This window comes from Peribacillus muralis (assembly GCF_001439925.1).
GTDB classification, from domain to species: domain Bacteria; phylum Bacillota; class Bacilli; order Bacillales; family DSM-1321; genus Peribacillus; species Peribacillus muralis.
Genome location: NZ_LMBV01000003.1, coordinates 413,818 through 426,001 on the forward strand (window position 1 = coordinate 413,818; position 12,184 = coordinate 426,001).

The 12,184-nt window shown below is 39.7% G+C and carries 15 protein-coding genes; 2 read left to right on the forward strand and 13 right to left on the reverse strand.

What is annotated here, in order from left to right:
• Together ASU00_RS26045 and ASU00_RS06520 are read right to left on the reverse strand one after the other, a co-directional pair.
• On the reverse strand, window positions 1–810 hold an 810-nt coding region (locus tag ASU00_RS26045; protein WP_236712601.1), incomplete at its 3' end, for an ArsB/NhaD family transporter.
• 17 nt (window positions 811–827) lie between these two features.
• Window positions 828–1,175 carry an ArsR/SmtB family transcription factor gene (locus ASU00_RS06520; RefSeq protein ID WP_057912615.1) on the reverse strand — a complete coding sequence of 116 codons (348 nt, stop codon included), beginning with the start codon at window positions 1,173–1,175 and terminating at the stop codon, window positions 828–830.
• Window positions 1,176–1,517: 342 nt separating this feature from the next.
• Here ASU00_RS06520 and ASU00_RS06525 point away from each other — a divergent pair, with 342 nt between their 5' ends.
• Complete coding sequence (locus ASU00_RS06525) at window positions 1,518–2,039, forward strand: hypothetical protein (protein WP_152983690.1); 522 nt, start codon at window positions 1,518–1,520, stop codon at window positions 2,037–2,039.
• Between the two features lie 60 nt (window positions 2,040–2,099).
• Here ASU00_RS06525 and ASU00_RS06530 read toward each other — a convergent pair whose 3' ends face one another.
• From ASU00_RS06530 to ASU00_RS26640, 10 genes are all read right to left on the reverse strand, one after another.
• A complete protein-coding gene (locus ASU00_RS06530) occupies window positions 2,100–2,375 on the reverse strand; it encodes a hypothetical protein (protein WP_057912617.1) in 276 nt (91 codons plus the stop codon).
• Window positions 2,376–2,592: 217 nt separating this feature from the next.
• Entirely contained in the window at window positions 2,593–2,910 is a 318-nt protein-coding gene (locus tag ASU00_RS06535) for a hypothetical protein (protein WP_057912618.1), read from the reverse strand.
• Window positions 2,911–2,945: 35 nt separating this feature from the next.
• A complete protein-coding gene (locus ASU00_RS06540) occupies window positions 2,946–3,167 on the reverse strand; it encodes an HNH endonuclease (RefSeq protein ID WP_057912619.1) in 222 nt (73 codons plus the stop codon).
• 196 nt (window positions 3,168–3,363) lie between these two features.
• Window positions 3,364–4,740 (reverse strand): FAD-dependent oxidoreductase, encoded by a 1,377-nt coding sequence (locus ASU00_RS06545; protein WP_152983691.1) that lies wholly within the window; start codon window positions 4,738–4,740, stop codon window positions 3,364–3,366.
• A 64-nt stretch (window positions 4,741–4,804) separates the two neighbouring features.
• A complete protein-coding gene (locus ASU00_RS06550) occupies window positions 4,805–5,260 on the reverse strand; it encodes a MarR family winged helix-turn-helix transcriptional regulator (RefSeq protein WP_057912621.1) in 456 nt (151 codons plus the stop codon).
• 71 nt (window positions 5,261–5,331) lie between these two features.
• Window positions 5,332–5,529 carry a hypothetical protein gene (locus ASU00_RS06555; protein WP_057912622.1) on the reverse strand — a complete coding sequence of 66 codons (198 nt, stop codon included), beginning with the start codon at window positions 5,527–5,529 and terminating at the stop codon, window positions 5,332–5,334.
• 22 nt (window positions 5,530–5,551) lie between these two features.
• Window positions 5,552–6,037 carry an arsinothricin resistance N-acetyltransferase ArsN1 family A gene (locus tag ASU00_RS06560; protein WP_057912623.1) on the reverse strand — a complete coding sequence of 162 codons (486 nt, stop codon included), beginning with the start codon at window positions 6,035–6,037 and terminating at the stop codon, window positions 5,552–5,554.
• A 166-nt stretch (window positions 6,038–6,203) separates the two neighbouring features.
• Window positions 6,204–7,619, reverse strand: coding sequence for a SpoVR family protein (locus ASU00_RS06565; protein ID WP_057912624.1), 1,416 nt, complete (start codon window positions 7,617–7,619; stop codon window positions 6,204–6,206).
• Window positions 7,620–7,932: 313 nt separating this feature from the next.
• A complete protein-coding gene (locus tag ASU00_RS06570) occupies window positions 7,933–9,084 on the reverse strand; it encodes a M20 peptidase aminoacylase family protein (protein ID WP_201786276.1) in 1,152 nt (383 codons plus the stop codon).
• A 131-nt stretch (window positions 9,085–9,215) separates the two neighbouring features.
• Window positions 9,216–9,350, reverse strand: coding sequence for a hypothetical protein (locus ASU00_RS26640; protein ID WP_269085311.1), 135 nt, complete (start codon window positions 9,348–9,350; stop codon window positions 9,216–9,218).
• Window positions 9,351–10,462: 1,112 nt separating this feature from the next.
• Here ASU00_RS26640 and ASU00_RS06580 point away from each other — a divergent pair.
• Window positions 10,463–10,867 carry a hypothetical protein gene (locus tag ASU00_RS06580; RefSeq protein WP_057912626.1) on the forward strand — a complete coding sequence of 135 codons (405 nt, stop codon included), beginning with the start codon at window positions 10,463–10,465 and terminating at the stop codon, window positions 10,865–10,867.
• 231 nt (window positions 10,868–11,098) lie between these two features.
• Here the strand turns inward: ASU00_RS06580 and ASU00_RS06585 are convergent, their stop codons facing one another.
• Complete coding sequence (locus ASU00_RS06585; protein WP_057912627.1) at window positions 11,099–11,980, reverse strand: radical SAM/SPASM domain-containing protein; 882 nt, start codon at window positions 11,978–11,980, stop codon at window positions 11,099–11,101.
• Between the last annotated feature and the right edge of the window lie 204 nt (window positions 11,981–12,184).

A 12,184-nucleotide genomic window follows, 5' to 3' on the forward strand; every position in this document is an offset into this window, starting at 1 on the left:
TGGACTCCTTCTAGCCATCATGAGGAAGAAAATAGCGACAATGCCTGCAATGATGGATACAGGTACTCCAATAAATTCACTGGCAAAATAACCAACCAGCAATATTCCTAATACAATCCAAGACAGCCGAAACATTCTTTGGTCTTGAATGGCTTCCACTGGTTTTTTAAGTTGTGATACATCATAATTTTTCGGTATGCTTTTACGGAAAAACAGATATAAAACCAAGATACTGGCGACCAATGCAAAGAGGTCTGGTACAATCATTCTTGAGGCAAACTCGGAAAAACTGATATTGAAAAAGTCCGCGGAAACAATGTTTACAAGATTACTCACCACTAAAGGTAGTGAGGTTGTATCAGCAATAAACCCACTGGCTATGATAAAGGGGAAAATCATTTTATCATTAAACTTTAGGGCACGGACCATTGCTAATACAATCGGTGTAAGGATAAGAGCAGCTCCGTCGTTTGCAAAAAATGCAGCCACAAGGGCACCAAGAATACTTACATAGACAAACATCCTTACTCCATTTCCCTTGGCCGCTCTAGCCATATGAAGGGCTGCCCATTCAAAGAAACCAATTTCATCTAAAATCAAAGAAATAATGATAATAGCAATGAACGCCAACGTCGCGTTCCATACAATACCGGTAACGGTAATTACATCGTTGAAGTCAACAACCCCAACAAGTAAGGCAAGTACCGCCCCCCCGCATGCTGACCAGCCAATTGACAATCCCTTGGGTTGCCAGATGACGAAAGTCAACGTCAGCAAAAAGATAATACTCGCTAATATAACTGTACCCAATGATGTTCTCCTCCTCGTTAGTCACAACAAATTCGTTTTCCTTGTGCTGTTAATTCTTCTACTTTAAATGCTTGACTTGGCAAATCCTTGATAACTGTTTGTATAAATGAGTGATACGGAGATGTTTGGTTTAACGAGTAAAATATCCATTGCCCCCTTCTCGCTTCATTCACTATTCCGCTATCTTTCAACTTTCGTAAATGTTGGCTAATAGCAGGTTGGCTCATATCAAACAGGTCTACAAATTCACAGACACAACATTCATGTTCAGACATAATTTTCACCATCGTCAAACGTGTTTTATCACCTAAAAGTTTAAGAACGTTTGCAGTACCTTCTATATCCAAAGCTTCATTCGTTTGCATATTATCCCTCCTAGCCTGACCCAACATATAACCAAATGCTTATGTGTTTATCCAATATCATTGTATAAGCATATTCTTATTTAATCAAGTGATAAATATTCAACAATATAATTTTTAATTTAGTCTGGCTTAAAAGAGTTGATTACTTTTTCTCTAGGTGCAGGTAAAATTTACTTAATACATTATGTTTAGGAAAAGAGGAGCTATATGGGGACCAAATCTGAGAAATTTAAACAGATTTTTATGATTGTTTCTTTGAGTTTATTGATTGTTTTTCCCCTTATTTTACATCCACTCATTACAGCTAAACTAGAAGAACGGAACGTATATCAGGAGGCTCTTTTGGCTTTAGAGAAGCCTGATTATGCGGTAGCTCTGCGTTCTTTTGAAAAGATTGCTGATTATAAGGATTCTGAAAACAAAAGGGATGAGATTTATCTCGAAATGTCTAAACTTGTTCCAGAAATGATTGAAAAAGAAATGTTTTACGAGGGATATTATTTAGATGAGTATATAGAAATCCTATTGAAAGTACCGAAATATGCAAAACAAGCTGAGGAAATGAAGGAAGCTGCGGCACTGGCCGAAGCAAAACATTTAAATAAAGTACGAGGTAAATTGAGTGTGACGGTTCCTTACGAAGGGATGTCTGAAACCGATATTCGATTTTCTTCCTGGGGAGAACCGACAGAAATAACTAAAGAGTTAAACTATGATTCTTTAAGGGATGATAGAAGAGTTAAACATTATAAATGGGTTGAGAAAGATGAGTTGGGAAGGACCCGTACCATAAAAACGCTAATGGTTAAGGAAGGAGCAGTATGGGGAGAACCAGTGGTTAGTCGTTATTATCAGAATAACTAGGATTGAAATCGACAAAGCTCCGCACGAATAAATTCTGCGGGGCTTTGTCATTATAAGATTTTAAGAGTTTTCTCTTAGTTTTTCTAACTTTCTTTCTTCATTTTCTTCATGTAAGAATTCTAATAAGGTGTATTCCTTTTCATTTTTCCAGTCACAGATAAAACCATCATCTTCAAAGGATTCATCGAAATCCTTGCATAGTGTAACCTCGGTAGGAGATTTTTGATCGTAAAAACTAATATAACCCATTAAAGAAGTCGCTGTTCTTATGATCATTAATAGATGTGATTGTTCAGGAAAAGAAATGGGTCCAAATTGTATCCTTTGATTTTCCATTATCGCAGCAAAGTCATTTTCTCCGCCATTTACAATCCAATTACGGAGAGGATCAAAACGATTTTCCAGTACAAAATATTGTCCTTTTTTATGTGCAAGTAGTTGAAAATGATTTTTGCACAGATTCTAAAATAACTGTCGTTCATTTGTATGGATTGGTGGACAGTTGTTTGAGTGGACCCATAGCTTGGAGTTTTATTTTCAAAAGATTTTTGATCTATAAGTTTTGAACAAATTCATTAACGCTTGGTAGGAGTTCCTTATTACTCAAACCCACATGCCACTTCTTGTCATGTATCCCTAGAATAAATTCTTCTTCATCGAATTGATCGTCTTCATGAAGTATATAAGTATCGTTGAAACTTTCTAGTTTTCTAGCAAAATCACTTACTTGATTATTTGCATCCCCAAAGGACTCGTCTGAACTAAAATGAATGGTACCATTCGTTTTAACCCTTATTTGAGCAATGTTGAAAGGTTTGCCTAAACTAATGTAGCCAAATCCGATAGAAGTGGGATCATTTACGTCAGTCATAATCGATATATTGGATTTTGAGGCTTTGCTTGGTGTTAATTTCCCTCGTTCCCTGGACCATAAAATTGACGAGGTATGGAAATGATGGAATTCCTCATGAACTCTAATTCCATACTGGAAAAAGCATTATTACAATCGTGACTTACATATTCTTGCGGAAGTTTTTTCTTACCGCCAATTCCAGCTGGAAATATGTGTTCTTCTGAAAGAAAAGTAGCTTCAGGTTCAGTTTTTTTAAAATAAATACAATGTTTCATACAAACTGCCTCCAAACGTTAGGGGATTATTAACTTTTGGTTCACTATCCATTAAATCCCTTTAGTGGGGATTACACAAGCTATTTTTTTAGCATTCAGAATTAAGTTTCGCATTTCTATTCGTTTTATTAAACGGATCATCAACAATAATGTTTAACATAAAAAGACCAGACTGGTTACAGTCTGGTCTTTTGGTTTATTCGCAACAAGAATTATTTTTAATTTCCAATCTCCCTAGAACGGGACTGCCACAGCAAGAACCATCCTTTGTTTCAGTAGCTGGAAGATCAGAATCACAGGAATTAGATGTCAGATTCACACTGCAAACCCCTGTTTCAGGGAGTTCCAAGTGTACTTCTTTTGCCCCTTCTACATCCCCTGTGAGATAAGCCACCACGGAACGGACTTGTTCGTAGCCTGTCGCCAGTAAGAATGTAGGTGCTCTTCCATAACTCTTCATGCCAACAATGTAGAAGTCCTTTTCAGGGTGTCGTAATTCTTGTTCACCATGCGGCCGCACGGTTCCACAGCTATGAATATTGGGATCAATTAGCGGAGCAAGCGCTTCTATGCTTTCCACAGCTGAATCAAGGTTTATCCTTACTTCATTTAAAAAGGATGTATCGGGTCTAAAACCCGTACTCACAACGATTTCATCGATATCACCAAGTGTGAATTCTTCCCCGTCTAATTCTCCCACCACAGTGATTTGACCGTTAGTTGGATAAACTCCGTTAATATGAAAGGGAGTAAGAATATTGATTCGTCCAGACTCCACTAATTGCTGAATTCTTATGCCCAATTCTCCACGAGCCGCCAACCCGTCGTTTTCTTGCCCTCCGTACACTTCATGGATCTGTTTTTTACGAAGAACCCAGTAGATCTTTGTATCCGTAAATTTCTGCTGTAAAGTGGCCAGATCCAATAGGGCATTGATGGCTGAATGGCCGCTTCCGATCACCACGGTGGATTTATTTTGATATTTGTTTTCCAGTTGTTCGACGTTAGGGATGCCATAGTGGATTTGATTGTGTAATTTTTTCTCGGCATTCGTCCAGATACCATTTGAAAGGATGGGGTTTGGATTGGTCCAAGTACCTGATGAATCAATCACTGCTTTCGCTTCAATGACTTTTGTGTCACCATTCACTTCTACATACAGTTGAAAGGGAACCGTGTCCCGTTTTCCTGTTTTTAACTTATCGTGAGCCTTTTTGGCAACACCGACTACTTTTGCCTGTAACATAATCCGTTCTTTTATTTCTGGAAGGTTACTTAGCGGCAGAAGATACTCTTCTACCAATTCGCGACCTGTCGGCAAAGCTTCTTTGTTGGGTGAAGCCCAACCAGCGTTCTCCAGTAATTCCTTTGCTGCTTTATCGATGTTATACTGCCACGGAGAAAACATTCGAACGTGTCCCCACTCCAGCATGCTTGAACCCACCGAGTCCCCCGCTTCCAATACGATAAACTTCTCCCCTTTTTTTAGTAAATGAGCGGCCGCGGCCAGCCCCACAGCACCTCCTCCTATAATTGCTACTGGTAATGCACTTTTATCAAATTGACCCATCATTATTCCTCCTATATTTTCATTCCTTAAAAAAGTTGTAGTTTGCAAGTATTGTCGAAAAATTATACTACTCCCAAGGAGTAGTACAACATACCGAAGACTTTAACATTCGATCATTAAGCAGTTGCAGAGAACGCACGACTGATTCCTTTTCAAACTCATTCATCGTCTTGAAAATCTCATTTAAGTAATCATTCATTTGCTGATCGATGGTTTGATTGATTTTCACGCCTTCATCGGTCAGAGAAAGGATAGAAATTCTCCGATCTTCTGCATCAGGCGTTTTTGTGACCAAATTCAATTTTATCAGGGATTGGATTTGTCGGCTGAACGTCGTAATATCCGTCCCCAGGGTTTCTGCAATTTGCTGGATGGAAGCCTTGCTTTGTCGATGTATTTCATACAAGATATGGCTTTGAACGAGGGATATCTCAATTCCATCAGCGCTGCAACAATTTTTATTCAATAATCCAAAACGTCTTGTTAAGAGTTGGAAGAGACCTCTAAGGTTTTCATTTTCCATTACTTTCACCTCACTTTATTTATACGCTAACTATTTGCATTTTGCAACCATTTGATTTAATTATTTTTTATTTATCCTTTTAGCTTGTTAAAAGCCGTCATGAAATTTCGGTGAGTTTGCTCGCCATAATAACACGCTTCGCCTTTAAAAAAGTTGGTTTCAATGAATTCTTTTGCTTTTTCCACCACAGGTTCACGAGAAGCTAAAACCAGTTTGAAATAGGCATCAAAATAACAAACAGACAATACGCTTGAATGGTTCACTGTCATAACCCTCCTACCCCCTAATTGTTTAAAGTAATTTCTCCATAGCCATCACATCGACAAATTCCCCGTCTAAAATTCCCTGGTTCTTAAACACGCCTACTTCGCGATACCCCCGTTTTTTGTACAATCCTTGACCAATTTGGTTAAAGGGAAATGTGAATAACACAATTTTATTGAAATCATTTTCTTTTGCGAGCTTTTCGATTGATTGCAGCAATAAACCGCCAATCCCTTTTCCTCGATGATCTCTTGAGGTATAAACAGATAAATCAGCAACCCCTTTATAAGCATCGCGGCTGTTATATTGATTCAAGGAAGCCCAACCAACGATTTCCCCTTCTTGGTCAGCGACAATTACCTTATATCGGCCAATGTGATTGGCAAACCATTCTTCCATGTAAGTTTGGTCCTTCATCTCTGTTTCTAACGTGGCAACCCGATCCTCAATCCCTTGATTGTAAATCTCTTTGATGGAGTCTATGTCCGCTTCCATCGCTTCACGAATGATCATAACTTCCCCTACTCCTTTCGCTCTCCTTAAACGATATTTTGATAACAAAAATTCTAGATTTAATTATTAACACTAATACTTGTAAATCACAAGTATTATTCATGAAACTATCATTTTTTTAGGAACACAAGTAAAAGAAAACTGCTGATTGCTCAGCAGTTTTCTTTTACAAATATTTCCGGTGAATCCCTTTTCCATCATAGGAAAACAGGACTTCTTTACCTTCCATTATTGATTCCATATGCACGGATCGTCCCCAGAGCTGATGGATATAGGGCATGACTTTCTCGAGATATTTCAGGTCCAGTTCAATATCCTCGTACCAATGTTTTAAATATAACTCACCATTACGCATATAGTCGCCATCATTTACGGTGATATAAGGGAACCCGCCATTCACCCTCATGCTGACGAGCTGATCGCGGACCTGTTCCCATGCCTTATCGACGATTTTATAATCTTTGCCCTGCTTTTGAAATAAATACATATCCTCCCGCATGACCAGGTCCTTCGTCAAATAATTGCGGAGAAAGGAAATATCCGATTCAATTTCCCTGACCTCGAACATCTTTTCCCGACCTGAACCCGGCTTGACGCCAAGCCTAATCATTTCTTCGGTTGGATTATCATAGCGCTCTTCAATGTCCTCAAACACTTTCAATCCAAGATAATAAGGATTGATGCTCGTGCGTGATGGTTGAACGACGCCAGCATTAAGTTTCGCGAACTCTATCGCTTCCCCAGAGGATAAATCCAATTCCCGGATGATGCGCTGATGCCAGTAGGATGCCCAGCCTTCGTTCATGATTTTTGTTTCAAGCTGAGGCCAAAAATACAGCATTTCCTCCCGGATCATCGTCATGATATCCCGTTGCCAATCGGCTAAATCCCTGCTGTACTGTTCAATGAAAAGCATAATATCCTTTTCAGGTCTTGGCGGAAATTTTTTTCTTTTGTTTCTGTTGGATGTCTTCGGTTTATCCTTATTATCAAGATTCCATAAATCATCGTATTGAGTCGCTGACGGTTTTATCTCTTCTTCCTCTTCCTCGTCTTCCATCGTCCAGGCTAGCTTCGGCCTCATAAGCGATGGATCGATGTGTTCTTCGATGGCTAAAAGTGCATCAAGAAACGTTTCCACTTCCTTTTTGCCATGCAGGATTTCATAGTCCCGGATTCTTTCCGCAGTGGCTGACATGCTTTCCACCATATCCCGCTTCGTATTATTGAAGCGCATATTATTCTTAAAGAAATCACAATGCGCCAATACGTGGGCAACAATCAATTTATTTTGTACAAGTGAATTGGAGTCCAGCAGGAAAGCGTAACAAGGATCAGAGTTAATGACAAGTTCATAGATTTTGCTTAATCCAAAGTCATACTGCAGTTTCATCTTATGAAATTGTTTTCCAAAGCTCCAGTGAGAAAAACGGGTCGGCATCCCATAGGCACCAAATGTATAAATGATTTCCGAAGGGCAAATCTCATAACGCATCGGATAAAAATCCAATCCGAATCCAGTTGCAATTTCTGTAATCTCACTAATGGCATACTCCAGAGCCTTTTGCTCCGCTCCATTCATCCGATATCCCCCTTGTCTTCCGCCTTTACACTAATGTATGAAAAAAAGGCGGAAAAATGCCGTGATCATGTGTAAAGGCCCAGATAAAAGAAAAAACAGTCACTTCGAAGATCCAGAAATCACTTTCTGTTAGTCGATATTCAAATTCGACTTCACATTTTCCACTGGTTCATCTGTCCCATGATCCACCAAATTCGAACAAGTCCGCCATTGTAAACTGCGGCAAGTGTCTGATTGGTTTCCATTCAAACCGCTACATTTCCTGTAGATTTTCTAAGTAATGATAGCCATTTAATATGGTTAATTCATTTTGTCATTTCAAGGCTTCTCCCTCTCCATACTTCTCAAACGTAAGTATGATGGCTTTGGTCAGGATTTCAATTCCTGATAACAACGCCTCTTTGTTGAAGGTCATGTCCGGATGATGGAGCCCTGGTGCTAAATCACACCCCAACCCTAGCATCGTCGCTTTGATGTCTGGTTTTTTTAGCGTATAAAAATGAAAATCTTCCCCTCCGGTTGTTACGACAGGCGCTACCAGATTCTCTTCCCCGAGTGTGTCTGCAATCGCTTCAGCCATTATTTCCTTTGCTTGATCGTTTACAATTGCTGCAGCTACATTAGATCGTGGCTTGAGGGTTATTTCAACATCGTGAGCAATCGCCAACGACTCTGCAACTTTCCTCACCTTTTTAGTAAGCACCTTCATCACTTCATTATCTTGAGCCCGTAAATCCAATGAGAAAATGGCTTTTCCAGGAATGATATTGGAACTTTCACCACCAGCAGCAAATTGCGTCATTTTCACTGAATAAGGAATTGAAGGATTGAGGTGAATGCCATTTAACAACGTGACGAGTGCCGCTCCTATTTCAATCGCATTTTGCCCTTGATGCGGCCTTGCCCCATGAGCATCCGTCCCCACTATTTCGCCTTTCATGAACTGGGCGGCACCATGGATAATGGCTGGCGCCGCCTGTCCGTCCCTCACTTCCTCCACCGGTCTTAAATGCACCCCATAAAGGAACTCGATATCATCCATTACATTTTCTTCAATCATCTTCAAAGCACCCGTACCTTTTTCCTCAGCTGGCTGAAAAATGAATCTGAGCTTACCGCCCGGCCTATAGTTCATCTCCTTCAATACCAGTAACACTCCAAGTGCCAAGGTCATATGTCCATCATGTCCACAGGAATGATTAGCCTGAAACGCCCCACGCACCTCCTGCCATAAAGCATCAATATCCGATCGCAACCCGACCGTGAAAGCCCCGCCTCCCATTTCCCCAATCACTCCTGTGCAGCTATTGAAGGTTTGCACCTTACAGAGGTTTTCTCTTAAAATATTGGAAATGAAGGCTGTTGTATTCACTTCATTCCAACTCGTTTCAGGATGAGCGTGTAGATGGTCGAATATAGTAAAGATGCGCGGCCTTAATGTTTCAATCGTCTGTGTAATATCCATAGCTTTATTTATCCTCCTTAATCGGCTTGGATCTTCATAAGAAATATTCATCATCTTGTTGGAAAGCAACATACATAGCTTTTCTTTCTTTGAAACGTTGTTCATCTTTAATTAATACACCAACTACTAAACTATTTAATACAGAGAATAACATGCGCGATGCTGAAGGTACTAGGTGTTGAAATGGTCAATAAAATGTGAGCGATTAGTGCCTGCTCACAATCCGTAACGCCGATTACAAAAACAACAATGACCTGTTTAGCCATTTCCGTTATCTTCACCGTCTCTTTTACTGAAAACGGAATTTCCATTCATTTTGTTCGGTTGTAAAAACAAATCTTCCGTATCCGGTCTAAATAACTGAACTTCTTCCCTAACAAGCCAGAGCGTAATAAGTCTGCCTAGAATAATAAACGATGTCCATATATCAATATATTACCAGCTTCGGACAATTTGCCGACCGCTTTTGGAGAAATGATTATTGGATAGTTTTTTTATCGTCTTTGCGATACTGCGTATCCTCCCCCATCACTTGAGCGTGAAATTTCGCTGAATGCCAGCTTCTAGTTTATAAGTATGAATTCATTCAAGCCGATTCCCTCGATATATTCCGCAAATCCACGTAAACCCAATGAACGTGGCTTCACTGACGTCACTTTCCTTCCCAAGCTTTTGGGCTGAAGCAGCAGAAAATGTGTGTGAACCACTAACAAAATTTTTGCTCCCTTTTTTTGAGCAGGTGATAAACCAAGGAACACTTCATCTACTCTTTGCTGTAAATCCAGAAAACATCCCTTACAAACCATATTATGAATAACAAACTTTTTAATATGATATTATGAAGTAATAACTTCTTTTAACATGGCCTAATTAAAAGGTGCATTACACTCCCTAAAAAAATCACGAAGCTGAGTAAAATATCCCCTTTGCAAAGGACATTACTTAAAAAGCTCGCCTACTTGAAAGGAAAGCGATTTGTATTTTGCAGGCGGCATCTTGCTCTAAATACTCCCCTATTTCACATCTTAAAAATAAACAAAGAATGACTCTTGTGATGCATGCTCACAACCGTTTCCCCGGCGTGACCTGCATTTTCCTCATTTCATTTTTTTCGACAACTTCTGTAACAGTAATCGGTAAGTTGAATACTTAATCCGAACAATTAATAAATACAAGCGTCTTTCTCTAAATCCAAATAATTGCGTTTTAATCGAGATGCGTTCGTAAGGAAATATGTAAGATAATCTTATCCGATTCTTAAGAGACTAAACTTAATCGTATATTCAACAGAACCAGTGCAATGCAAAGCAACAGATAAAGTGCAGTTCCTAAAACTGTACACAATCGCAATTCTAACTTATTTTTCACACACAGTGGAATGGAAGGCGGCGACACTCCTGCGGGAAATGCGCGTCTACGTGAGACACAGCAGGCTGAAAGCCGAGAAGGCTCACGTACCGTCTCTGGAAAGCTAGGCGCCCTCAATGAAACGAAACGGTCATTGAACAAAGCATCAAAACTGTGCGCAATCGCAATTCTAACTTATTTTTCACACAGAGTGGAGTGGAATGGAGGGCGCGAGACTCCTGCGGGAAATGCGTGTCTACGTGAGACACCGCAGGCTGAAAGCCTAGGAGGCTCACGGACCGCCCGCGGAAAGGGAGCGCCCGCAATGAAACGAAACGGTCTAGATACAGATTCTCCAGTACTATGGGCAATCAGGATTCTATTTAAATTGTCACCTGAGTGGAATGGAACAGGAAGATACGAGACTGCTGCTTAGAAATGCGCGTCTACGTGAGACACCTCAGGCTAAAATCTAAGAAGGCTCACGGACCGCCCGCGGAAAGTTAAGCGCCTGCAGTGCAATGAAACGGTTCATGTACACGCAACGTTGAGTCGAACGATCAAAATTTCAACTTCTTATTAGAAACAAAAGTACCCTACAAAATAGACTTTTTTCAAAGTTTCTATTCCATAGGGTACTTTCTAGAGCTCCATAAGTGTCTTACCTTTATCTTTTATGACGTTTCGCATAGCCGCAACGCTTACACAACTCTTCAACGGCACATCTTCTCGAAAAACCATCATACATATTTCTAGCACGTTCACCATTGAGGATGTCTTCAAGGGACGTTTCGAAAATATTCCCAAGAGGGATTTTCCCTTCACTATCCAAACAACAAGGCACAACCGTACCATCCACCAAGATTCCCAACTGATCTCTTAGCGCATAACAGAATATATTCTCATCAATAATGTCACGGTCCAACTCTGGCCATTCAAATTTTTCGGCCATGTTTATATAAACCCGATCCTTCAACTTAATATTATTCTTTTGCTGAAGTACTTCACTAAGACGAATGTCCAACGAAAGCTTTTCCTCCAACATGCTAAGAATATCGTCGTTCAGACCATTACTCGCTTTCAGTTCATCCGTATCCATATTCCATAATCGGATGGCACAAATCACTTCACTCGTTTCATTGGCCTCATTAATGAAATCAGCAATATTACTGACATAAGAATCCAGACTATTGGTTGTATCATTCGCTTCAAAACTATGAAGTGATATATTGATTTGACGAAGGGCCTTTTTTGAAAGGAGCTTTTCCTTGACCTTCTGAATCAAAGTGCCATTCGTTGTAATGTTCACCTTTAGATCATTATCAGCACTGATATCCAGAAATGTACCCAAATTTTTATTTAAAAATGGTTCACCCATTAAATGGAAATAAATATGATCGGTGTGTGGTTTGATTTTCTCAATGACGTGTGAAAACCCTTCGGGATCCATGAACTTCAGGGTCCTTTGCAAACTGGAGCTAGGACAAAAATTACACTTTAAATTACATATATTAGTAATTTCTACATAAACTTTTTTAAACTTTCTCATGATATGATACCCCTAAAATCTAGCTATATTGTTTCAATCCATACTAACTATACTGGTTTTCAGCTCATAAAAGCAATCAAAAGTTCATGGCAGCGCATATGGACGATAATTTCATCTCATTCCCCATTGATAAAGAATCGAGTAGAGGGAAAATAAATGTATTATTTTCGCCCCTCTCACAACACCGTACGTACGGTTCGCGTA

Coding starts and splice junctions, on each gene's coding strand:
- ASU00_RS06570 (WP_201786276.1), bottom strand. CDS start 9,084: ATGGATATTACACAGACGATTGAAACATTAAGGCCGCGCATCTTTACT.
- ASU00_RS06580 (WP_057912626.1), top strand. CDS start 10,463: ATGGAAGGCGGCGACACTCCTGCGGGAAATGCGCGTCTACGTGAGACA.
- ASU00_RS06520 (WP_057912615.1), bottom strand. CDS start 1,175: ATGCAAACGAATGAAGCTTTGGATATAGAAGGTACTGCAAACGTTCTT.
- ASU00_RS06550 (WP_057912621.1), bottom strand. CDS start 5,260: ATGGAAAATGAAAACCTTAGAGGTCTCTTCCAACTCTTAACAAGACGT.
- ASU00_RS06555 (WP_057912622.1), bottom strand. CDS start 5,529: ATGACAGTGAACCATTCAAGCGTATTGTCTGTTTGTTATTTTGATGCC.
- ASU00_RS26640 (WP_269085311.1), bottom strand. CDS start 9,350: ATGGCTAAACAGGTCATTGTTGTTTTTGTAATCGGCGTTACGGATTGT.
- ASU00_RS06545 (WP_152983691.1), bottom strand. CDS start 4,740: ATGATGGGTCAATTTGATAAAAGTGCATTACCAGTAGCAATTATAGGA.
- ASU00_RS06540 (WP_057912619.1), bottom strand. CDS start 3,167: ATGAAACATTGTATTTATTTTAAAAAAACTGAACCTGAAGCTACTTTT.
- ASU00_RS06530 (WP_057912617.1), bottom strand. CDS start 2,375: ATGGAAAATCAAAGGATACAATTTGGACCCATTTCTTTTCCTGAACAA.
- ASU00_RS06560 (WP_057912623.1), bottom strand. CDS start 6,037: ATGATCATTCGTGAAGCGATGGAAGCGGACATAGACTCCATCAAAGAG.
- ASU00_RS06585 (WP_057912627.1), bottom strand. CDS start 11,980: ATGAGAAAGTTTAAAAAAGTTTATGTAGAAATTACTAATATATGTAAT.
- ASU00_RS06535 (WP_057912618.1), bottom strand. CDS start 2,910: ATGACTGACGTAAATGATCCCACTTCTATCGGATTTGGCTACATTAGT.
- ASU00_RS06565 (WP_057912624.1), bottom strand. CDS start 7,619: ATGAATGGAGCGGAGCAAAAGGCTCTGGAGTATGCCATTAGTGAGATT.